The 21,139-nt window shown below is 48.3% G+C and carries 15 protein-coding genes; 12 read left to right on the top strand and 3 right to left on the bottom strand.

Going from position 1 to position 21,139, the window contains the following annotated elements; all coding sequences use genetic code 11:
• Positions 1 to 468: 468 nt before the first annotated feature.
• From gabT to SC206_RS10255, 12 genes are all read left to right on the top strand, one after another.
• On the top strand, positions 469 to 1,788 hold the full coding sequence (gene gabT / locus SC206_RS10310; RefSeq protein WP_332736817.1) for a 4-aminobutyrate--2-oxoglutarate transaminase: 1,320 nt from the start codon (positions 469 to 471) through the stop codon (positions 1,786 to 1,788).
• Between the two features lie 200 nt (positions 1,789 to 1,988).
• Positions 1,989 to 2,495 (top strand): Lrp/AsnC family transcriptional regulator, encoded by a 507-nt coding sequence (locus SC206_RS10305; RefSeq protein WP_332736816.1) that lies wholly within the window; start codon positions 1,989 to 1,991, stop codon positions 2,493 to 2,495.
• A gap of 314 nt (positions 2,496 to 2,809) precedes the next feature.
• Positions 2,810 to 3,502 (top strand): gamma-glutamylcyclotransferase, encoded by a 693-nt coding sequence (locus SC206_RS10300; RefSeq protein WP_332736847.1) that lies wholly within the window; start codon positions 2,810 to 2,812, stop codon positions 3,500 to 3,502.
• 180 nt (positions 3,503 to 3,682) lie between these two features.
• Positions 3,683 to 5,929: a TonB-dependent receptor gene (locus tag SC206_RS10295; RefSeq protein ID WP_332736814.1), complete on the top strand. Its 2,247-nt coding sequence runs from the start codon at positions 3,683 to 3,685 to the stop codon at positions 5,927 to 5,929.
• A 351-nt stretch (positions 5,930 to 6,280) separates the two neighbouring features.
• Entirely contained in the window at positions 6,281 to 8,002 is a 1,722-nt protein-coding gene (locus SC206_RS10290; protein ID WP_332736812.1) for a hypothetical protein, read from the top strand.
• 81 nt (positions 8,003 to 8,083) lie between these two features.
• Positions 8,084 to 9,181: a hypothetical protein gene (locus tag SC206_RS10285; protein ID WP_332736810.1), complete on the top strand. Its 1,098-nt coding sequence runs from the start codon at positions 8,084 to 8,086 to the stop codon at positions 9,179 to 9,181.
• Positions 9,182 to 9,270: 89 nt separating this feature from the next.
• Entirely contained in the window at positions 9,271 to 11,973 is a 2,703-nt protein-coding gene (locus tag SC206_RS10280; protein ID WP_332736807.1) for an SET domain-containing protein, read from the top strand.
• 236 nt (positions 11,974 to 12,209) lie between these two features.
• Positions 12,210 to 13,778, top strand: a complete 1,569-nt coding sequence (locus tag SC206_RS10275; RefSeq protein ID WP_332736805.1) for an ABC transporter substrate-binding protein — start codon at positions 12,210 to 12,212, stop codon at positions 13,776 to 13,778.
• Positions 13,778 to 14,830 (top strand): ABC transporter permease, encoded by a 1,053-nt coding sequence (locus tag SC206_RS10270; protein ID WP_332736803.1) that lies wholly within the window; start codon positions 13,778 to 13,780, stop codon positions 14,828 to 14,830. Before SC206_RS10275 ends, SC206_RS10270 begins: the two co-directional genes overlap by 1 nt.
• A 6-nt stretch (positions 14,831 to 14,836) precedes the next feature.
• Entirely contained in the window at positions 14,837 to 15,703 is an 867-nt protein-coding gene (locus tag SC206_RS10265; RefSeq protein WP_332736801.1) for an ABC transporter permease, read from the top strand.
• A complete protein-coding gene (locus tag SC206_RS10260) occupies positions 15,663 to 16,631 on the top strand; it encodes an ABC transporter ATP-binding protein (RefSeq protein ID WP_442976062.1) in 969 nt (322 codons plus the stop codon). Before SC206_RS10265 ends, SC206_RS10260 begins: the two co-directional genes overlap by 41 nt.
• On the top strand, positions 16,628 to 17,308 hold the full coding sequence (locus tag SC206_RS10255) for an ABC transporter ATP-binding protein (RefSeq protein WP_332736797.1): 681 nt from the start codon (positions 16,628 to 16,630) through the stop codon (positions 17,306 to 17,308). The genes SC206_RS10260 and SC206_RS10255 overlap by 4 nt, the downstream gene beginning before the upstream one ends.
• Positions 17,309 to 17,379: 71 nt before the next feature.
• On the opposite strand, the gene SC206_RS10250 is transcribed toward SC206_RS10255, so the two are convergent.
• From SC206_RS10250 to iolG, 3 genes are all read right to left on the bottom strand, one after another.
• On the bottom strand, positions 17,380 to 18,108 hold the full coding sequence (locus tag SC206_RS10250) for a retron system putative HNH endonuclease (protein ID WP_332736795.1): 729 nt from the start codon (positions 18,106 to 18,108) through the stop codon (positions 17,380 to 17,382).
• A 10-nt stretch (positions 18,109 to 18,118) separates the two neighbouring features.
• Positions 18,119 to 19,483: an AAA family ATPase gene (locus tag SC206_RS10245; protein WP_332736793.1), complete on the bottom strand. Its 1,365-nt coding sequence runs from the start codon at positions 19,481 to 19,483 to the stop codon at positions 18,119 to 18,121.
• A 244-nt stretch (positions 19,484 to 19,727) separates the two neighbouring features.
• Positions 19,728 to 20,723: an inositol 2-dehydrogenase gene (iolG, locus tag SC206_RS10240; protein ID WP_332736791.1), complete on the bottom strand. Its 996-nt coding sequence runs from the start codon at positions 20,721 to 20,723 to the stop codon at positions 19,728 to 19,730.
• Positions 20,724 to 21,139: the final 416 nt, after the last annotated feature.

The raw sequence follows: 21,139 nt of genomic DNA, 5'->3' as shown, positions 1-21,139 counted from the left end.
ATGAGCCCGGTGGAATACCGGGTTCATAGTGAAAAGTTGTAATAAAAACAGGTGTCCAAGTTTTGGGGTTCAGTGCAGACTGCGCCTCTTTGGGCGGTCTGCGCCGCCGCGCAGTAAGCGAAGCGCATGAACTTGAATTTGAATTTAAGGAAATTGCCTTAGATTCTAAATCTAAACCCGACTGCGCCTCTTAGGGCGGTCTGCGCCGCCGCGCAGTAAGCGAAGCGAATGCAGTTGAACTTGAACTTGAACTTGAACTTGAACTTGAACTTGAATTTAAAAAAACTAGATTTTGAATTTAAAACTTAATTGCCATTAGATTTTGAATCTAAAAAATTCCTGCGTTCCAAACGCCCAAAACCGCATGATATTTTTTTCAAACCCCCATTACGGCACGAAATAAATCCGGCTATTGAGATACTAATTCAAATTCTGATAGCGCCCGAATTAACCGGATGAGGTAATGCCATGCACAACGTTTTGAATACACAATTTGCTAATGACGATGATACCGACTGGCTCGCACTGCGTGAACAACACATTCCGCGCGGTATTGTCACTGCCCACAATGAATTGGTTATTACCAAAGCCAAAGGCTCGGAAGTGTGGAGCAGTGAAGGGCGTCGCTACCTCGATTTCGTCGGCGGCATCGGCGTATTAAACGTCGGTCACAACCATCCAGAAGTAGTGAAAGCCGTTCAGGCACAGCTCGAAAACGTCTCCCATGCCTGCTTCCAGGTCGTTGCTTACCCTCCGTATATCGAATTAGCCAAACGCCTGAATAAAGTCGTAGGTAAAGGCGAACATTATAAATCCGTGCTGTTTACCTCCGGCGCGGAAGCCGTAGAAAATGCGGTTAAAATTGCTCGCTCATATACCAAACGCTCGGGTGTGATCGTATTTGACGGCGCATTCCATGGCCGTACTTTATTAGGCTGTGCATTAACCGGCATGAGCCAGCCTTATAAGCAAAACTTCGGGCCTTTCCCGGGCGATATATACCGCATTCCGTATCCAAATGCCTTCCACGGAATAACGCCGGAAGATTCATTAAAAGCATTGGAGACGCTATTTGCTACCCAAACGCTGCCGGATCGCGTTGCGGCGATTCTGATTGAACCCGTGCAGGGCGACGGCGGTTTCTTACCTGCGCCAAAAGCCTTTATGCAGGCATTGCGCGATTTGACGACTCGTCACGGCATTTTACTGGTCTGCGATGAAGTGCAAACCGGCTTTGGTCGTACTGGCAAAATGTTTGGTTTCCAGCATTCAGATATCACACCAGACCTGATTACCGTGGCGAAAAGCCTCGGCGGCGGTCTGCCAATTTCGGGCGTAGTGGGTAAAGCTGAAATCATGGATTCCCCAACGCCGGGCGGTCTGGGCGGCACCTATGGCGGTAATGCGCTGGCCTGTGCAGCGGCTCTGGCCGTGCTTGACGTGCTGGAAAACGAGCGTTTGCTCGAGCGTTCGGTGAAACTGGGTCAGCAGCTTGAGGCGCATCTGCGTCAGTTGGCTGAGAAGTATGCCTGTATCGGCGAAGTGCGTGGCGTAGGCTTTATGCAAGCCGTCGAGATTGTTGATTATGACACCGGCAAACCTGATGCAGCCCTGACCGAAAAAATTCTGCACAGCGCCTGCGATGCTGGCCTGTTATTGATTAAATGCGGACTGTATCGCAATACCATTCGTTTCCTGGCGCCGCTGGTGACTACCGACGCGCAGCTGGAAGAGGCGATGCACATATTTGATATCGCGCTGGCGCGTGGAACAGGCCGTCTGGATTAAATTTTATCCAGTTATTTCAATGGGTTTTGTAACAATTAAATCTTAGGCACTCTCTGCGTCTGGCACTGGTGTTTATAGGTAATATCGTGATATACCGTAGTGTACTATTCACGGATTATATGTAAATTCAGGGTCGAATCAGGCGCAGAGAACTGCTGCTCTTTATTCCGGGTCGACGCTCAAGAAGAGAGTGAGGTGCTATGAACGGCTTTTTAAAACTTGATCGCATCGACATCAATATACTGGTTCAACTGCAGAAAGATGGGCGCATCAGCAATGTCAATCTGGCGGACGCGGTCGGTCTGTCGCCAAGCCCGTGTTTGCAACGGGTAAAACGTCTTGAAAGCGCGGGATATATCACGGGCTACGAGGCGCACGTCAACCTGCCGAAAATTACCGATTCCGTGACGGTATTTACCGAGGTCACCCTGCAAGGGCATCGTCGAGAGGAGTTTTCGAAATTTGAAAACTGTATCCGCGAGTACGACGAACTGATTGAATGCCACCTAATTACCGGCGGTTATGACTATTTACTGCGTTTTATTACCCGCAGCATCGAGCATTATCAGGAAGTTATTGAATCTTTACTCGATAAGAATATTGGTATCGATAAGTATTTTAGCTATATCGTCATTAAATCCCCGATTATTAAAAGCAGCGTGCCATTACGTACGTTGCTGACCCAGCAGATGCAAAACATCAATTAATCAGCATCCTACTCTCAGGACTTTCGACTTTTATTTCGCGTCGAAAGTCTCTATTTCCGTGCGATGACGCTTTTTTGACACTTTTTTGCTTTATTTTCGTTTTGTGATCCATCTCTATACTTGATTGCGGCGTAATAAACGCATAAGGTTTGTCCTATCGGCCTGTTTATTCTGTGGGCTTAATCAAATTCCGTCATTAACTAATAAGATAATTCGATAACGTCTGTTTTGATAATGAAAGTTGATGATGACCGTGGCGAGGGAGAAAACGCTTACAAAGTTATGGCTAGGTTATTAGGGGGAGGTAGTGAATGGTGTTAACACGAGATTTTCTGCGTAACGCAGACTGCAAAACAGCATTCGGCAGCATTGACGAAACCATGCTTTTGTCCTCGGAACAACGCCTGGCCTCGCTCGACTGTACGTTGGCGAAAAGACCGGATAAAAGCCCCGTGTGGATTTTTGGCTACGGCTCGTTGATGTGGAACCCTATCTTTGAGTCGGAAGAAGCCTGTCCGGCCACGCTAAACGGCTACCATCGCGCTTTCTGTTTACGGTTGATTGCCGGACGAGGCACTCAGGCGCAACCCGGCCGCATGCTGGCATTGAAAGAGGGCGGGAGAACTACCGGCCTGGCATTTAGACTGCCCGAAGAGAAGCTGCGCGAAGACCTCGAACTATTATGGAAACGCGAGATGCTGACGGGTTGCTACAATCCGACCTGGTGTGACCTCGAACTTTCCGATGGCCGCACGGTGACTGCGCTGGTGTTTATCATGAATCCGCTGCATCCGCTGTTTGAAGCCGATACCAGTTATAAAGTGATTGCACCGCTGATTGCCAAAGCTTCCGGCCCCTTGGGCACCAACGCGCAGTATCTGTTTTCGCTGGAAGAAGAGCTGAAAAACTACGGCATGCGCGATGACTGCATGAGCGAGCTGGTTAATCAGGTTCGTTTCCTGTTGGGTATCACCCCGAATCCAGCGCCCGATATTCTGCTCTCGTAAACGTCGCTTTCTCCAATAAAAGCCTAACTCTTATGTGTTAGGCTTTTTTTTTTGCAATTCGCGGGAACTTTTACAATAAACCCTCATATCTCACGAATCCTAAGGTTGCAATCTCCTTTTCCCTGCGCATAATGTGAACCGTTTTAATAACTATTATCATTATCATTTTCAGGGAAACTTATGCACGCGCAAAAACAGGCTATCAGAGCGATCAAATCGCCACGTAAGCTGTTGTCCGTTTCAATTTCTACCGCCTTAACCTTGTTCAGCCTGCCTTTGCTGGCCGCGACGCCGCAAACCGCGACCCCCGTCAGCAGCACCAAGGCGAACAATGGCGATACCATTACCGTGACGGCAGCGCCCGACAAGTTTAGCGCTGGCGGGGATGAGTTGGTTCCAGCCTACCTCGACGGCGGCTTTGCCAACGGCGGTCGTTTAGGTTTCCTTGGCGAGCAGAGCGCCCTAAATACTCCTTTCAGCGTGGTGAGTTACACCGCCAAACTGATGCAGGACCAGCAAAGCCGCACGCTGGCGGACGTGTTGAGTAATGACTCCTCCGTGCAGAGCGGCTACGGCTACGGCAACTATGCCCAAACCTTTGTGATTCGCGGCTTCTCGCTCGACGGTGAAGATGTCTCTTACGGCGGCCTTTACGGCATTATGCCGCGTCAAATCGTGCCTGTTGAGTTGGCGGAGCGCGTTGAATTACTTAAGGGTTCCAGCGCCTTCCTGAACGGCGTGCCTCCGGGCGGAACAGGCGTGGGCGGCACGGTAAATATCGAGCCAAAACATGCCACCGACGCGCCAATTAATCATCTGTCGGTCGACTACGGCGCGAAATCTCAGGTCGGTGGCGCTGTCGATCTTGGCCGTCGCTTTGGTGACAACAATCAGTTTGGCGTGCGCGTCAACATGGTGCACCGCGAAGGTGACACGGCTATCGACAATGAGAAAAAGCGTCTGACCATGGGATCGATTGGGCTTGATTACCGTGGCGATCGCCTGCGCACCTCGCTTGACATGGGCGTGACCAAGCAGACCATTCACGGCGGGCGTCCGGTGGTCTATCTTGGCAGCGCGACGGAGATTCCTTCCGCGCCAAAAGCCAGCAGCAACTACGGTCAAAAGTGGGCTTACACGGACATGACCAACGAATTCGCGCTGATGAAAGCCGAATACGATCTGAGCGACAGCTGGACCGTTTACGGCGCGCTGGGCGGCAATCACGACCACGAAGATGGCATCTACAGTTCGCCAACGCTGACCGATAACGACGGCGACACCACCGCGAGTCGCATGACCGTGCCTTACCGCGCCGACAGCTTCTCGGGGCAAACCGGCATTCGCGGCAAGTTCGACACCGGCTTCGTCAGCCATAGCGTTAATCTTGGCGTCAGCTCGCTCTATCGCAAAACCCGCAGCGCCTACACCCTTAGCGGCAGCTCGATTACCAGCAATATCTATGACCCAGTTTCCGTCGACGCTCAGCCGGGCACGCTCTACACCGGTGGCAGTCTGTCGGGCCCGGGCGTGACCAACCGCACGCGTTCTGAAGGCGTGATGCTTTCCGATACGCTGTCTGTTCTCGACGATCGCCTACAGCTGATCGCCGGTTTACGCCGTCAAAATGTGATGGTGATGAACTACGATTACACGGGCGCGGTCAGCTCCAGCTTTGACCAAACCAAGGTCACGCCAGCGTTTGGTTTAGTGGTCAAGCCTTGGGAGCACGTCTCCTTCTATGCGAATCATATTGAAGCGCTGCAGCCGGGTGAAACCTCCTCAACGACCTATAACGACGGGGTGGTAACCAACGGCGGACAGGTTTCCGGCGTCGAAACCTCGAAGCAGAATGAAGTAGGCGTTAAAGCCGACTTTGGCCGCGTGATGACCTCACTGGCGTTCTTCGAAATTAAAAAGCCGGTGGGGATGTACACCAATAACGGCGACAGCACTTACACCTACGGCAACTATGGCGAAGTGCGCAATCGCGGCGTCGAGCTGAACATGTTTGGCGAACCGGTATTGGGCGTGCGCATCAACGGCAGCGCGACCTTTATGGACCCTGAAACCACCAAAACGCAGGGTGGGGCGTACGACGGCAATGACGCCGTGGGCGTGCCGCGCTATCAGTGGGTGGTTGGCGGCGAATGGGACCTGCCCGGCCTGAGTAATGTCACCGCGACGGGTAAAGTGATACGCACCGGTTCGCAGTATGCCAATGAAGAAAATACCCTGAAAGTGGATGCCTGGACGCGTCTCGACCTCGGTCTACGTTACACCATGCCGTTGAAAGACAGCACGCTGACGTGGCGCGCGACCATGGAAAACGTCACTAACGAGAAATATTGGGCTTCGGCGACGGGCGGTTACCTGACGCAGGGCGATCCGCGTGAGTTCACACTCTCGGCGAGCTACGATTTCTAAACCTGTTAACTATATTCGCCTGCGGGAACGCTTCCGCAGGCTTTTAATTAAATTTTTATAACTTATCGACTCTTAACCTAGTATTTTTAACATCTCAACGAGAAGTTTTTACCTCACAGACTTTATTTAAAATAATGGGCTTACCATAATATGCTCGCCATTAACCTGCGCAATATCTCTATTTTCCACTATTAATAACGCCCCCTCCTAATTATTAATATTCGCTCAAAACAGGCTTTTGACCCCTGTCGTTATAACGCCATTATATAAAAAGATGCTAAATTCCTGCTTCGATAAAAAGTCACTTAAATAAGTAGCAGTGATTAAAGGTGTTTTTTATATAAGGAGATAATGATGAGCGATATGTCTGTGCTTCCGGCCATGAGTCCGCGCCCTATAAATTTGGATCAAAATTCAAGCCACGTCGTTTCGAGTTCAACCTCTGAAGCGGGCGGACTGAGAGATAACATCTTGTCGGTGGGGTCAAGCGCTATCAGGCCGTACTTGAAAGGTGCCGTAACGCCATCTAAAACGTGGAGCAGGCTAAACTTAGGCGTTAAAATTCAACTGGACGCCATTATCGAACATTACGACTGTAAAAAAAATGTCTCATTGACCGCACAAGTCTGGAATGAGAAAAAGAGTTTTTTTGACAGTTTTGGAATTACTCTACCGGCTATGTGTCACCGTACGGGGATAAATTATAAAGCCCTATGGCAAGCGGTCGATAATTTAAGAAGGGATAGTTTGATGAAGGACACAGCGCTTAATCACAGGCAGAAAGCGCTGCTTGAACAGATCTTACCCTGTAATGGGGAACGCCTGGGCCCTGCGGTGGCAGCCGAGTTATGGCAAAAAAATTCAATCCAACTTCTACTGGCAGGAATATCACGCACGATGTTTGCTTTTCACTGCTCTTTAAATGCAAACGCATTAAAATCGGCGATTTGGCGTTATGAAAAAAGTTCTCATATCTCTCCCTCAATATTAAATAATCAGAGAGTGCTCGAAAGACTAATAACGCTTAGAGATGGTAGAAATATCGCTGATAGCAAGGCCGGTTTGGCATTAACCGCGGCGGGTAAAGAAACCACGTTGACCCGTTATACCGATATTATTACGCATCGCCAGCAACACGCGGCCAGCAAAGCAATACAGCAGCAAGAGTTATTGAGTCGCATTGTTGATGTCAAAGCCTATCCTGATAAAAAAATTGCAGCAAGCAGCAGCTGGTTAGCGAATAAGGCGTTGTTCAAAGAGGCAGGGATTTCACGTCATATGCTGGCAAAGCACTGCAAGATAAGCAGAAGTAATATCGACAAATTAATCAGAACAAAAATACAGGCCAGTAGCGATATTCCTGCCGGTCAGCAAGAGATTATTAGATTAGTAATGAATAAAACGCGCTGTCATGGAGTCATCTCTAAAGCCGTTGCAGCCTATATCAACAGTGAAGATCTGATGGTCAGACATAAAATAAGGCCCTTCGCGTTTGCCAGAATTGCTAACGTCAATATCGATGCTTTTTATTACGTCTATTACGAAAAGCTTCGAGCCGAAGAACAACCTTCTCCTAACCAAAAAATAGCCTTGCAGCAGATAATGGGAAGGCATAAGTGCAGCTCTGATGAACGCTATTTGTCCTTTATTTTTATAAAGCATAAAGAGGAACTGCTCGCAGAAAAAATTACTCAAGCCATGTTTGCCAACTTTAATAATCTACCCCTGGCTAAATTGAAAAACGCGCTGTTTGATTTGAGAAATAATACCAAAGAGCCGTTAACCCAGATGATCACACCTAAGCCAACCTTATCACAAAAACTCTATCCTAATAGCCGCAGGGATGCTTGGGAAAAATTAGATTCGGCAGCAAAAAAGATGCTGGAAAAGTTAATCGGTCGAGAGGAGTGTGTCGGTAATGCCAGGAAATCGGCTATGTTATGGCATCAGAAAAAAGAATTTTTGCAAACAAAAGGTATCGACCACTTGGCTTTTTCATACCGCTGTCAGGTACAACATAGAAATTTTATAAAAAGTGTGAATAGACCTTTCTCTCAACTTATTAGCTCATAGTTAAAAGTTCATGGTTAAAGTTCCATAGTTAATATTTTATATAGTTAATAAAAGCGCTTAGGATAAATATATAAGGAGATAATGGTGAGCGATATGTGTACGTGTAGTCGCGAAATTCTACAACAAGGTCCTCGAGCCAATTTGAGTCATAGGGTAAGTCAAAATACGGTAACATCTACAAGCCAGTCAGGTACATTGATAAATAATATCACTGCCGTAAAATCAACCTATATTACATACCCCGGTTTTTCAAGAAGAACGCCTCAGCATGCTTGGTCAATTTTGAATGAGCAATCAAAACATCAGGTTGATGAAATCATCGAGCGCTATCGCTGTAAAAATAATCTAAATAACGCTGCACAAGTTTGGGATGAAAAACACAATACTTTAAGCGCGTTGGGCATCACGCCCCCCATGTTTGCCTATCGCGCGGAAGTCACAAACCATAGTTTTTGGCGAGCGGTCACTAATATTGAAATAGAGCGGGATGTTCAAAATGTCAGTTTGAGCAATCGGCAGACGACCCTGCTTGAAAAAATCATTCCGCGTAGCGCTTTCGCCATTCCGCATCTTGAGGCTGCAAAAATATGGCAAATCAATGCCAATAATTTATTGCTTGAGGGAATCTCTCGCCAAATGTTTGCCAACCGCTGCGGGATAAAATTCGATTGTTTTAGAACGGCTAATTGGCAGTGTGAAAAGTTCGAGCCAACGCCTATAAATCTCTTAAAAAGCCAGCGGCTGGTTGAGAAAAAAATCAACTTAGACAATATGGTTTTAAAGCGTAAAAAAATGGGGGGCAACTGGCGGATTAAAGAGTATCAGCGTCGAAACTATGATCAAGCGGTAACAGTATTGTTGGCGAGTAAAACTCCAACTATTGCAGTTTGTCAGGATAACGCACCTCCCAAAACCTATCAGCAAGAAGTTACCTATAGTGAATGCAAAGAAGCATGGGAGAGTACCAATCCTTATAACCAATCCATTACTGAACACCTGATTAACCAACAGAAGTGCCTAAAAAATACGAGATTATCTGCGCGGGTGTGGGTGCTATATAGTGAAAATCTGCAAGCTCAGGGGATAAATGACAAAGCATTTTCTTATAAATGTGGCGTGCCTTATTTACATTTTACCCGTGTAGTAAATAACCTGCTTACTTTGGCCTCCTTACCTTAAATACAAATAGGCTTAAAATTTGCAGGATTATTTACAGTAAAGAGAAGTAGAGGTAAGTTTATTTTTTTCTGGTTTAAAAGGATTGAGTAATGAGTGATATGTCCGTGTTTACTTTTGTTGATAATTCAGTTGTGTCTGCGTCTGTGTCTTCAACTTCTTTAGTGTCTACTCCCAGTCATTTACGCCGTACAGTCGGAAAAAAAATTAAGGCAGTTAAATCAAGTACGGTGAAGCCATTGTTTTATGCCTATCAAAAAAATCAGCACGCTGCCTGGGAGGCATTGGGTGAACGAAGGAAAAATAAGCTGGATGCCATTATAAAAACACAGAACTGTATGAAGGGGGCAAAGTATGCCGCTGAAGTTTGGTGTAATAATTATTGGAATCTTGAAGCAGCAGGGGTCACCTTACCCATTTTATCTTATCGTACGGGGATATATCTCAAAACTCTCCAGCAGGCGGTGCTTAATCGTAAAGAAGAGATTAAGGTCATGGACACGCCTTATACGGCGTCGCAAATTGCCCTGCTTGATAAGATTGTCCCTAAAGGAGCGATATCCATTGAACAGGGCGCTAAGCTTTGGCATGAAAATTTTGTCGCTTTAACATTGGAAGGCATTACAAGAAACGCTTTTGGTTATCGCTGTCGCATCAATTTCAGCTCGTTAAGGACAGCAGTCTATCATTATGAAAGAGCGCAACAGAATATAAAAAAATCAGTAGATCCTATTATGTTGATGCAAAAAATAATTCTGCACGATAGCTGCTTAAATGATGAAAGAAATACGTCCGCTGCCTGGGTATTTAATAAGGCCATTTTGACCAATAACAACGTTTCACTAGAGATGTTTGCTCAGCAATGCAGGGTAAATTTACAGCCGGTGATAGAGAAAGTCGCTTATCTGGAAAAAGAAGCGAGAACCCTTAACGAACAGCATCAACATATGATGAACAGTGTCGTCAATGTTAAAATGTCTAACATTGATAAAGAAGAGGCCGGAAAATTATGGTTGGCCAATGAGGATAAATTTAGAAAAATAGGTTTAACGCGAGGGATTTTTGCCCAGCATTGCAAGATGAGTAAATCAAATCTGGATAGGGGCATCGTACAAGAAAAACAAAAGCGAGTGCCTCTCTCACTCTCGCAACTCAAAATAGTCACTCAGATCATACAAAAAACGCGTTGTCATGGGAATATTAATAAAACGGTAACGGCATATATTACGCATCAAGATATTTTGGACCAAAACCAAATCTCGGCTTCCACCTTTGCCCATAAAAGCAATGTAGGGTTGAATGTCTTTCACGATCGTTACGCTTACCAATCCAAAGCACACATCAAACTTACAGAACGTCAGAGCTTGATATTGTCTCAAATGCCTGATGTTTTATTGGCTCATAATGATGTGCGAGTTTTAGCGAAGTTATATCTCTCTAATAAAGAGTTACTTTCAAAAGAGAATATCACTCAAGCCATCTTCGCCAAATATCATGATATCAAATATTTGAGTCTGAAAGCCTGGGTCCATAAACTGAAGAAAAGAGAATTGAGCTTACCTTTAGCGCTAGCTCAGCCACGAGCAATAGATAACTTATTACATACTGGTGAGCCAGATATTAAAAAAGAAGCGGCTGCGCTTAATTGGGGCATTCCAGTGCTAACGCTTGATGCCGAGGGTGTGCTCGTTGATGAAAGTATCAGTAATGTTCCTCGTCTTGCCGACGCCGTACAAATCAATAACAGTTTGCCGCTTATCCGTGCGCCCAACGTGCCAGATGTTAGCCTGACTCTACAGGCCTTGGGCATGCAAACAATTGATGACTTGAAAGGGCTAAAAATAAACAATTGGGGTGGTCTACATGAAGTGTTTAATCAACAAACCTTAGCTGAAAGAAATGCACTCAAGAAAAAACTGCTAGATGAAATTCGCGAACAGATTATAAATGAAACTATGCAGGCTGAGCGGATGAGTAAGCTGATGGTGAGCAAAGGTTCGCATTATCAATCAACTGGGAGCGAAGAAATTATTGATTTGGGGCAAGGCGTCATGAATCCTGGGTCGACTCCGGTGCCTGTTCACACAGTGTTAGGAATTTATGGCGGGGAGTTATATGACTCAACAGCGTCTCAAACCCGTATTAAAAAAATAGGTAGCTTGAATAGCTTAGCTTACAGCTGGGGTGCGCAAAATGATAAGTTCGATGTCGATTCATTTCTCAGCGGAAATATTCTACGCAACATCAATACCGGTAATCTACCTAATAAGCCCTGGATGGCTGAGAATAATGTTGCAGCCGTGCAGATTAACGGCCGGCTTATCGCCTACGTGACGCGACGAGATATTGCGCCTAATGAAGAGTATTTTGTCGATTATGGCGAACAATATAATCCTGCCGATGCTTTTGACACCGCTAGACGTGAAGAGCGAGTGCTAAAACTGTATCAGGATAATAGAGCGCAGCTGGCACTCATGTCTATCACCTTGGCTCATCTTAATAATCATTACAGCGTCAACCTTCAAGAAAAATCGCCTGCCCCTTTAACTAAACAAAAAGGTAAATTGAACCGGTTATCTCTTGCTGCACAACGCTGGCTCGACACGCATCCGCTTGAAGATATCACGATGAAACAGGAGGCAGTGGAAGCTGATACGCCAGCAGTTTCAACTAATTTTATTGATACTCTATTGCCGGACGTGCCAGGTTTTAAGGTAACGCCGGCCTATATTGCACAACATATGTTTGATAAATCGAAACGTTCCCCTGAACGCCCGCCAAGGTTCAACGTATAGCTTACAGTTTGCAGGTTAACAGTAAGGTCGTAGAGGGTTTTAACGTTAGCTTTAGTGTAAGGTTATTGCCCTTTTATTGAAAACTCCCGTCCGTTTCGCACAACTTATAACCATTCAAAACCCTTTATGCAAAAAATGCATAACTAAAGTGCCCAAATGACTTTATTGTCTCTCCAAAACTACCCTACACTCCTAAAATCATTAGCAACTTCGCTATGTTATATGAGCGTCAATAAATGAAAAAGATACTTCCTTCTATGCTTTTTGCAGCCATTGCTGCATCTTTTGGAGCGCAGTCAGCGACGCCAGCCAACACTTTGGTTATCGCACAATCTCTTGACGATGCCTCAAGCTTTGACCCCGCGCAGGGCTTCGAGCTGACTACCGTTCAGGCGTTTAACAACGTTTATCAACGACTTGTCCAGTCTGATCCAACGAATCCTATCGATTTGAAACCTGCGTTGGCGACCTCGTGGCAGGCCGGTGCCGATGGCAAAAGTATGACCTTTGCGCTGAATCCAAAGGCCACGTTTGCCAGCGGTAATCCGTTAACCGCCGACGACGTGATTTTCTCACTGGGTCGCGTGGTAAAACTTAATCTTGAACCTTCCTTTATTTTGACCCAGTTGGGTTGGGATACTAAAAACGTCGACAGCTTCCTGACCAAAGTCGACGATCAGCACGTTAAAGTTAGCTGGACCGAAAATGTCAGCCCGACCTTCGTATTGAGCCTACTCTCTGCGCCGGTCTCGTCGATTGTCGACTCCAAGCTGGTTACCCAAAATGCCAAGGGCGACGACCTCGGCCACCAGTGGTTGAGCGACCACTCGGCAGGCAGCGGTCCGTACAAAATCCGCACTTATGTTCCGCATCAGGTGCTGATTTTACAGGCCAACCCGAGCTCGCCAGAAGGCGCGCCAAAACTGCCAACCGTGTTAATTAAAAACGTGCCGGATGCCGCCGCACGTCGTTTGCTGATTGAGCAGGGCGACGCCGATATGGCGCGTAATCTGGGTGCCGACCAAATGGCCGGACTCGAAGGCAAGGCGGGCGTTAAGCCGCTGGCCGTGCCTTATGCCTCACTTTATTTCCTTTATTTCAATGCCAAAGCGTCGGCAGCGTTGGGTAATCCGGCATTTTGGGAAGCGTCGCGCTACCTGTTTGACTACGACCACATTGCTAAAGATTTGCTGAAAGGGCAGTTCCAGGTGCATCAGGCCTTCTTGCCGGACGGCTATCTCGGCGCATTGAAAGACACGCCTTACAAATATGATCCGGCCAAGGCGAAGGCGATTCTGGAGAAAGCAGGGCTGAAAAACGTCAGCTTTACTATCGCCGTCAACAACCAGCCGCCGTATCTGGACATCGCGCAGGCGCTGCAAGCCAGCTTCGCGCAGGGCGGCGTGACCGTCAAACTGGAGCCGGGCGTCAGTTCGCAAACCTCGCTGAAAGTGAAATCGCATAACTTCGACGCGACGCTCTCTTCATGGGGTCCTGACTATTTCGATCCGAATACCAACGCGGCGGCTTTCGCCTATAATCCTGAAAACGGCAGCAACACGCTGGCGTGGCGCGCAAACTGGAGCATTCCAGAGTTGAGCAAGCAAACGCTGGCGGCGACGGCAGAAAATGACAAAGCCAAGCGCGTTGAAGATTACCGTCAGTTGCAGCTCGCCGTGCAAAAAAGTTCGCCGTTCGTGATTGGTCTGCAAGCTCGCAGCCTGATTGCCGTGCGCGACAATATCAAAGGCTACGTGCAGGGCATTAACCCTGACATGGTGTTTTACAGCAAGGTCACCAAGTAATGATGCAAAGTACTTCCTCTGTCGGCCTGGTCCGGCAGGGTTGGCGTTGGTCAGGCCGCCTATTGGGCGGCCTTGTTTCTTTAATGCTGACTCTGCTCGGGCTGCTGGCCTTTACCTTCGCGCTTTCCCATCTCGCGCCGATCGACCCGACCCTGCAAATCGCCGGTGACCACGCCAGCGAGGCGACCTACGCGCAGGTGCGTAAGGATCTCGGGCTGGATAAGCCGATGCCAGTGCAGTTCTGGCATTATCTGCAACATCTCGCTCACGGCGACATGGGCATGTCCAGCATTACGGGTCAGCCGGTCGCCAGTGACCTGATGCACACATTCCCTGCGACGGTAGAACTCGCCACCTGCGCGATAATTCTCGGCGCGATTTTAGGCATTACGCTGGCGCTGTTGTCGGTGTACAAGCCCGGCAGCTGGCTGGATAACGTCGTGCGGCTGGTGTCGCTGCTGGGTTATTCGGTGCCGATTTTCTGGCTCAGCCTGCTGGGCCTGCTGCTGTTTTACGCCGTGCTGCACTGGGCGGGCGGGCCGGGCAGGTTAGATGACGTCTACCTTTATACGCTCGAGCCGCGCACCGGTTTTGTGCTGATCGATACTTGGCTCTCCGGCGATCGCGAGATGTTTTTCAACGCGATTCGCCATATGTGGCTGCCGGTAACCGTGCTGGGGCTGCTGTCGATGGCCGGCATTACTCGCCTGCTGCGCGCTTCAATGCTCGGTGAAATCAATAAAGAGTATGTGATTTTGGCCCGATCCAAAGGGGCCGGACGCGCACGTGTGTTGCTGTGCCACGTATTTCCGAACGTGCTGGGTACGCTGATTACCGTCTTGTCACTCTCTTACGCCAGCCTGCTCGAAGGCGCGGTGCTGACCGAAACCGTGTTTGCCTGGCCGGGGGTGGGGCGCTATCTGACCACCGCGCTGTTTGCCTCCGATACGCCCGCCATTCTTGGCTCGACGCTGTTGATTGGCACCTGTTTCGTCTTGCTCAACGCGTTGGCCGATGCGCTGACTTATCTTCTCGATCCGCGGACTCGGTAAGCCTTTATGACACAACTTATTCCTGAACAACCTGCGCAGGCGCGCGTGCTGCTCGGCAAAGGGCCGCGCCGACTGACCACCTTGTCGATCGGCACGGCGCTGGCGATTTTGCTGCTGGCCGCTGCACTCTTTGCGCCTTGGCTCGCGCCTTTCGACCCGAACCTGCAACATATCGAAATTCGCCTGTTGCCGCCTTCTGGTGAACACTGGCTCGGCACCGACGGTTTTGGCCGCGACCTGCTGTCGCGCGTGATTTACGGTGCGCGACCGACGCTGCTGCTGGTGTCGCTGATTCTGCTGCTAACCATTCCGTTTGGCCTGTTAATCGGCATTAGCGCGGGTTATCTCGGCGGCTGGGTGGAGCGAATTTTGATGCGTTTCACCGACATCGTGCTCTCGTTGCCAAGTCTGGTGATGGCGCTGGCGCTGGTGGCCATTATGGGACCCGGCCTGATGAACGGCGCGCTCGCGCTCGCCTTTACCAGCTGGCCGCCGTTTGCTCGTCAGGCGCGCGCCGAAACGCTGGCACTGCGCCGTAGCGATTATCTCGCCGCCGCAAGAATGCAGGGCATCGGCGGTTTTCGCCTGATGTTCGGCCATATTTTGCCACTCTGTTTGCCAAGCGCGGTGGTGCGCGCGGCGCTGAGCCTCGGCGGGATAATTCTCTCCTCCGCCGGTTTGGGGTTCCTCGGCATGGGCATTCAACCGCCGACCGCCGAATGGGGCTCGATGGTTGCTGAAGGCAGCAAAGTGATTTTCGACCAATGGTGGGTTGCGGCTGCACCGGGCGGCGCGATTCTGTTTGCCAGTCTGGCATTTAACCTGCTGGGCGATGGCCTGCGCGACAAAATGGACACCCGCAATGGCCGCTAAACCTTTTGATTCTTCAAATTCATCAAACTCAGTAAATGCTTCAAATTCTGACACGGCTGTTAATGCCGCCGCTGGAAACGGTAATTTGCTGATTGCCAAAGAGTTGAGCGTTTACGTGCCGGGCCCGCAGCCGGTTGAACTGGTTAAATCGATCTCTTTCAGTGTCGGACAGCAGCGGGTAGCGCTGGTGGGTGAGTCGGGATCGGGCAAGTCGATGACGGCGCGCGCGCTGATGGGTCTGCTGCCGCATCCGTGCGTGATGCAGGCGAGTCAGCTGACGCTCGGCGATCAGGATTTAACCCATCTCAACGAGCGCGAGTGGAACACGCTGCGCGGCAATCGTATTGCGATGGTGATGCAAGACCCAAAACACGCACTGAATCCGGCGCAGCCTATCGCTAAACAGGTCGAAGAGCCGCTGCGCCTGCACGGGCGATTTAGCCGCAGCGAACTTAAAGAGCAGCGCCTCGACATGCTAAACGCCGTCGGTTTGCCAAACCCTGCTCAGTTGGGCAAGCTCTATCCGCATCAACTTTCAGGTGGCATGGGCCAGCGCGTGATGTTGGCGATTGCGCTGATTAATCATCCGCAGTGGCTGATTGCCGATGAACCGACCTCGGCGCTGGATTATGAAATGCGCGAGCAGGTATTGAAACTGATTGAAAGATTAGTCGATGAACGCAACATGGGGCTGATTCTCATTAGTCATGATTTACAACAGGTTGCGGAGTACACCGAGCAGGTTATGGTGATGTATAAGGGTCAAATTGTTGACCGTTTAGCCTCGAATCAGCTGGCGCACGCGACCCATCCTTATACTCACACGCTATGGTCGTGCCGTCCGAGTCTCGCCACGCGCGGGGAAGTTTTACCGGTTCTTGACAGAGAATTGCTGGCGCGTTTGAGTGCAGAAGGAGAGCAGTCATGACAGGCGAAATCATTGCCCAGCTGCACCAGCTGAGCGTCTCGCATCGACAAGGTTATGACCTGCGTACCGTGGTGCATGACGTTGATTTAACGATAAAGCAGGGCGAATGCTTTGGATTGGTTGGCCCGTCCGGCTGTGGGAAATCCTCGCTGCTGTGGGTGCTGGCCGGACTTAATACCCAATGGCACGGCGATATGACGATTTTGGGTCATCGCCTCTCGCCCGGCAAACCCTTTACCGGCCTGCTGCGCCGCGAAGTGCAAATGGTGTTTCAGGACCCGTACGCCTCGCTGCACCCGAAGCATCGCCTGCTGCGCACGCTGAGTGAGCCGCTTAAACTGTTGAAAGAGCAGGATATCGAGCAAAAAGTCGCCGAAGGTTTTCGGCAGGTAGGCTTGGACCCTGCGCTAATGCAGCGCTATCCGCACCAGCTTTCCGGCGGTCAGCGACAGCGCGTCGCCATTGTCAGGGCGCTGCTGCTCAAGCCAAAACTGTTGCTGCTTGACGAACCCACCTCGGCGCTGGATATGTCGGTACAGGCAGAAATCCTCAACCTCTTGAACGAGCTAAAAGCGCAGGGGGAGTTAACCATGATCCTGGTCAGCCACGACGCCGATGTCATCGACCACATGTGTGACCGCCATGTGACCATGGCAAAAGGCTTTGTTTTGAGCTGAGTAAGTCATATACAATCGCCCTCTGTGCAATATGATGCAGAGGGCGTCTATTAATCAATAGCCTAGAAATATCAAAGGCAGTTAGGACAATTAAGAGCAATAACTGCTTCACCTAAACGCCCAAAACATTGTCTGGCAGCTGAATGAAATGGTCTTAATTTTACCCGCGTTGTTTCACATAACTCACATTCCGCTAATATAGCTAATGCATTTTCGTCGTCAATTAAGTTATCAATTTCTATATTTAACTCTTCAATCCACTGTTTTCTTTTATTGCAAAGGTAGGCAGCATTTAAATTTAACAACTTTATTGTGTAATCCGCCTTCACTCTTTCAACTTGAGTCAGATGCATTGCAGGTTCGACAAAGCCATTGCTTAAATAGTTAAAGAACGTCCGGCAATCTGGATTTAAAGGCGAAATAAAAAATAGGGGGTTGTATTTATTTCCTTTAAAATGACCGCCGAACTGATCGTTAATCGCAAACTTTTGTAGATCGTTACTGTCCATCACAGACAAAACAAGGTTTTGATAATCAAAAGTTCGAGCCGGATAGGAACTTTTAGGGGCAATATGTTCAACGTGCGCGCCTTTGCTATTATGTTCAGCAGCAAAAACACCAATGCTAACTTCAGTATAAGCACACAAATCACTTTGCTCATAAAGAAGCTGCGTATGCGTTTCTTTTGAATCAAACCTTGACCAACGTCGTATTGCCTCCAAGGCAGTTAATGGTGCACCTCTTTCTTGTGCCAATGTAAGAGATAAATTTACATGAGTTTTCTTGTCTATAAATCTCATTGTATATTTCTCATCCTAAACGCCTTTTTCTGGCAATGGCGCGATCTGAACGTCTGATGTCCTCGTGTTCTGGCCCTAAAATTGACAAAAGTTTGTCACGTAAATTTTGGGCTTCTGGCGAGTCGAAGAGTCCGCGGTCGATCATAAGCATATACTTTTCGAATAACTCGACCTGCGGCAAGGGAGGACGGGGTGAAACTTTCATTACTCTTTCGAGCAAATCATTACTTGCTTCTGCCAAGGTCTCACCTACTGGAAGGGTGCCTGTTCCGATACCTTGTTGATGAGTTATCAGGCGTATTTGATGCCTCTTGACGGTACTTAACACTTGCGGACTGTGTGTTGTCACAATAAATTGCAAATTAGGAAATCCCCGTGAAAGCTGGGTTAAAATCATTTGCTGCCATTCTGGATGCAGGTGCATATCCACTTCGTCAATCAAGACTATTCCCGGCGTTTTGGTCACGGCATTTTTTAAAAAATGAGGATTGAGTAGAATTGCACGATAGGCAATGTCCGCAACCATGCCAATTGTATTACGCAAGCCATCGCTTAATGAGCTGACAGGGTGATCACCATATTCAGAATGGGTGACTACCACTGCTTGATGAATTGCACTATAACGGACATTTTTCCATCCGGTACTCTCGAGAATTATATCTACCGCCTTACGGATACTTTCGATCCAATTAGACCGTGGCGTTTCAGATATCGGATTCTCCAGTTCTTTTTGACTTAGTTGGAATTCAAATTCAGAGAGTGTTTGCTTGCGAAGCCATGTACTGAAAGCTGTATAACTTGAAGATGGATCGAGGCAGTCGGAATAGCCATATAATCGGCTGTCAGCTTTATTTTGGGAATGTGCAAATCCACTTAGTCGTTTTTGTCCCCAAAGTCGCCCGGTTCCATAATAGGCTATTAATGGCAACGTCACTTTTTGACCCTGTTGAACGGCAGTTTGAAGTTCGCTAGCAAGGTTTTTAAGTTCTTTGACCAGCGTGGTCCGGCCTTTAAGTGTATTTCTTTGCCGGCTCCATTTTTTAAAAGACAACTGATCGTCAGGGAACGCTATGACATTAATTGAAACAGGAAGTTGCTGTTCCATTTGATAACCACCATAGGAAGCATTTTGCTCTGGCTGTGAATTCCACTCGGTCGTTATCTTCGCTAAACGAATATCGCCATCTATTATACCTTTATCAATACCGGGACCAAATCCTCCAACAAATTGACCCAGTGCAATAGCCAAGCTATCTAACAGGGTTGTTTTACCTTGACCATTTACTCCGACCAATACTGTTAAATCTGACTCAAAGCTACACTCAAAGCTTTTAAATAGACGAAAATTGGTCAAAGTAATATGTTGGATTTTCATTGATTTCCCTTACATAAATTTCTGGCTACAGGGTATCACTAGCATGTGCAGAATGCCTATAGAGAACCCGGTATTCATTATGTGAGCCATGAGTAAGGTAAAGGTGAAGGGGGACTTACTTTTGTAGAAAAGTTTATTCTTTGTAAGAAAGGGATAAACCCGTTAAGGAATGTGCAGTATTGAAGAAAAAGACCTCGAGATGAGGTCCTTTGTTATGACTGATTAATTTTGGCCATTGTGGAAGTTAAAGCGAAACGCTTACCACTTTCTTGGTTTTATAAGATTCAATCGCGGCTTCGGCTAATAGCAGCGCTTTTAAGCCATCGTCAGCGGTGATCGGCACCGGTTTATTTGCTTTAACGGCGGCAATAAATGCAGCCCATTGGGCGCTGAAGGCTTCAGAATAGCGATCACGCGTAGCGTACGGCGATTTTTGCGCCTGCGTGCCGCACTCTTCCGAACTCTTGACCAATGACGTCGCTGGCAAATTATCAACCTGCAAACTGCCGCGTTGCCCGTGTGCTTCGATGCGTTGATCAAAGCCGTAGCCTGAACGACGACTGTTGTTAATCACCACAATTTTGCCCGAGGCCGTTTGCAGCGTGACCACGATGACGTCGAGGTCGCCGCCTTGCGCAATTTCCGGATTTACCAGCGCCGCGCCTATAGTGGAAACTGAAACGGGTTCTTCCTGTAAAAGAAAGCGCGCCATATCAAAATCATGAATCGTCATGTCGCGGAAGATACCGCCCGATCCCGGGAAGCTCTCTTTTGGCGGCGGGGAAGGGTCGCGCGAGTTTATTTGCAGGTGTTCCAGCGAGCCGATTTCACCGGCGGCCAGCGCCTGCTGCAACGCAGAATGATCGGGGTCAAAACGGCGGTTGAAACCAATCATAAAAGGCACGCCGCTTTCATTAATCGTTTTGACGCAGGCTTTGACGCGCGCAATGTCGAGATCGATAGGCTTTTCGCAGAAAATCGCCTTGCCCGTACGCGCGGCCTGTTCGACAAAGTCTGCGTGAGTATCGTTCGGCGTCGCGATCAGCACCACGTCAACCTCGGGATGATTAATCGCCTCTTCTACTGACAGCACGTTGGCGCGGTATTTCTCGGCCAGCTTTTTGGCGCTTTCCGTCGTGTGGCTAGAAACAGAAAACAGTACCGAATCCGGATTATCATCAATATGTTTTGCATGAACTTTGGCAATCCTGCCTGCCCCTAAAAGCGCAACTTTTAACATAGCGTCCCTCACTGGTTTATTTTTTGATCTATTTTCGGTCGACTTTTTTGCGGGTAACCGCTTTTGCTTGCAGCAGTTGTTACTCATAACCGTAACCTAACAATATAGATGGTTTATTTCAATATCGCCTAGTAATGAAATATTTGGTTTCTTTTTAGTTCGAAAGGGCGGCTACGGAGATGAAGTATTGTTTCAAAAGGGTGCGAAAGGGCATTAATAGTGCAAAAGGGCATTGATAGTGCAAAAAGTAGGAGGCGCGAATTTAGGTGAAAAGATAAGCGAAAAGATAAGCTCTTGAAAAGAAAAGGGTAGGAAAGTTGTGAAAAATTGGCATGTAAGCTGCATCATTCATTTCACCGACCTTAACGGCTCGGTAAAATTTTTGAAAGGCGTCCGTTAGCGTTCATCTTCGAGAC

The organism is Rouxiella sp. T17, assembly GCF_036663475.1.
GTDB lineage: Bacteria > Pseudomonadota > Gammaproteobacteria > Enterobacterales > Enterobacteriaceae > Rouxiella.
The sequence above is the reverse complement of the archived record's forward strand: the minus strand, read 5'-3'. Positions and strand labels throughout refer to the sequence as shown.

Coding starts and splice junctions, on each gene's coding strand:
- iolG (WP_332736791.1), bottom strand. CDS start 20,723: ATGTTAAAAGTTGCGCTTTTAGGGGCAGGCAGGATTGCCAAAGTTCAT.
- SC206_RS10295 (WP_332736814.1), top strand. CDS start 3,683: ATGCACGCGCAAAAACAGGCTATCAGAGCGATCAAATCGCCACGTAAG.
- SC206_RS10270 (WP_332736803.1), top strand. CDS start 13,778: ATGATGCAAAGTACTTCCTCTGTCGGCCTGGTCCGGCAGGGTTGGCGT.
- SC206_RS10290 (WP_332736812.1), top strand. CDS start 6,281: ATGATGAGCGATATGTCTGTGCTTCCGGCCATGAGTCCGCGCCCTATA.
- SC206_RS10280 (WP_332736807.1), top strand. CDS start 9,271: ATGAGTGATATGTCCGTGTTTACTTTTGTTGATAATTCAGTTGTGTCT.
- SC206_RS10275 (WP_332736805.1), top strand. CDS start 12,210: ATGAAAAAGATACTTCCTTCTATGCTTTTTGCAGCCATTGCTGCATCT.
- SC206_RS10245 (WP_332736793.1), bottom strand. CDS start 19,483: ATGAAAATCCAACATATTACTTTGACCAATTTTCGTCTATTTAAAAGC.
- SC206_RS10255 (WP_332736797.1), top strand. CDS start 16,628: ATGACAGGCGAAATCATTGCCCAGCTGCACCAGCTGAGCGTCTCGCAT.
- SC206_RS10285 (WP_332736810.1), top strand. CDS start 8,084: ATGGTGAGCGATATGTGTACGTGTAGTCGCGAAATTCTACAACAAGGT.
- SC206_RS10260 (WP_442976062.1), top strand. CDS start 15,663: ATGGCCTGCGCGACAAAATGGACACCCGCAATGGCCGCTAAACCTTTT.
- SC206_RS10305 (WP_332736816.1), top strand. CDS start 1,989: ATGAACGGCTTTTTAAAACTTGATCGCATCGACATCAATATACTGGTT.
- gabT (WP_332736817.1), top strand. CDS start 469: ATGCACAACGTTTTGAATACACAATTTGCTAATGACGATGATACCGAC.
- SC206_RS10265 (WP_332736801.1), top strand. CDS start 14,837: ATGACACAACTTATTCCTGAACAACCTGCGCAGGCGCGCGTGCTGCTC.
- SC206_RS10250 (WP_332736795.1), bottom strand. CDS start 18,108: ATGAGATTTATAGACAAGAAAACTCATGTAAATTTATCTCTTACATTG.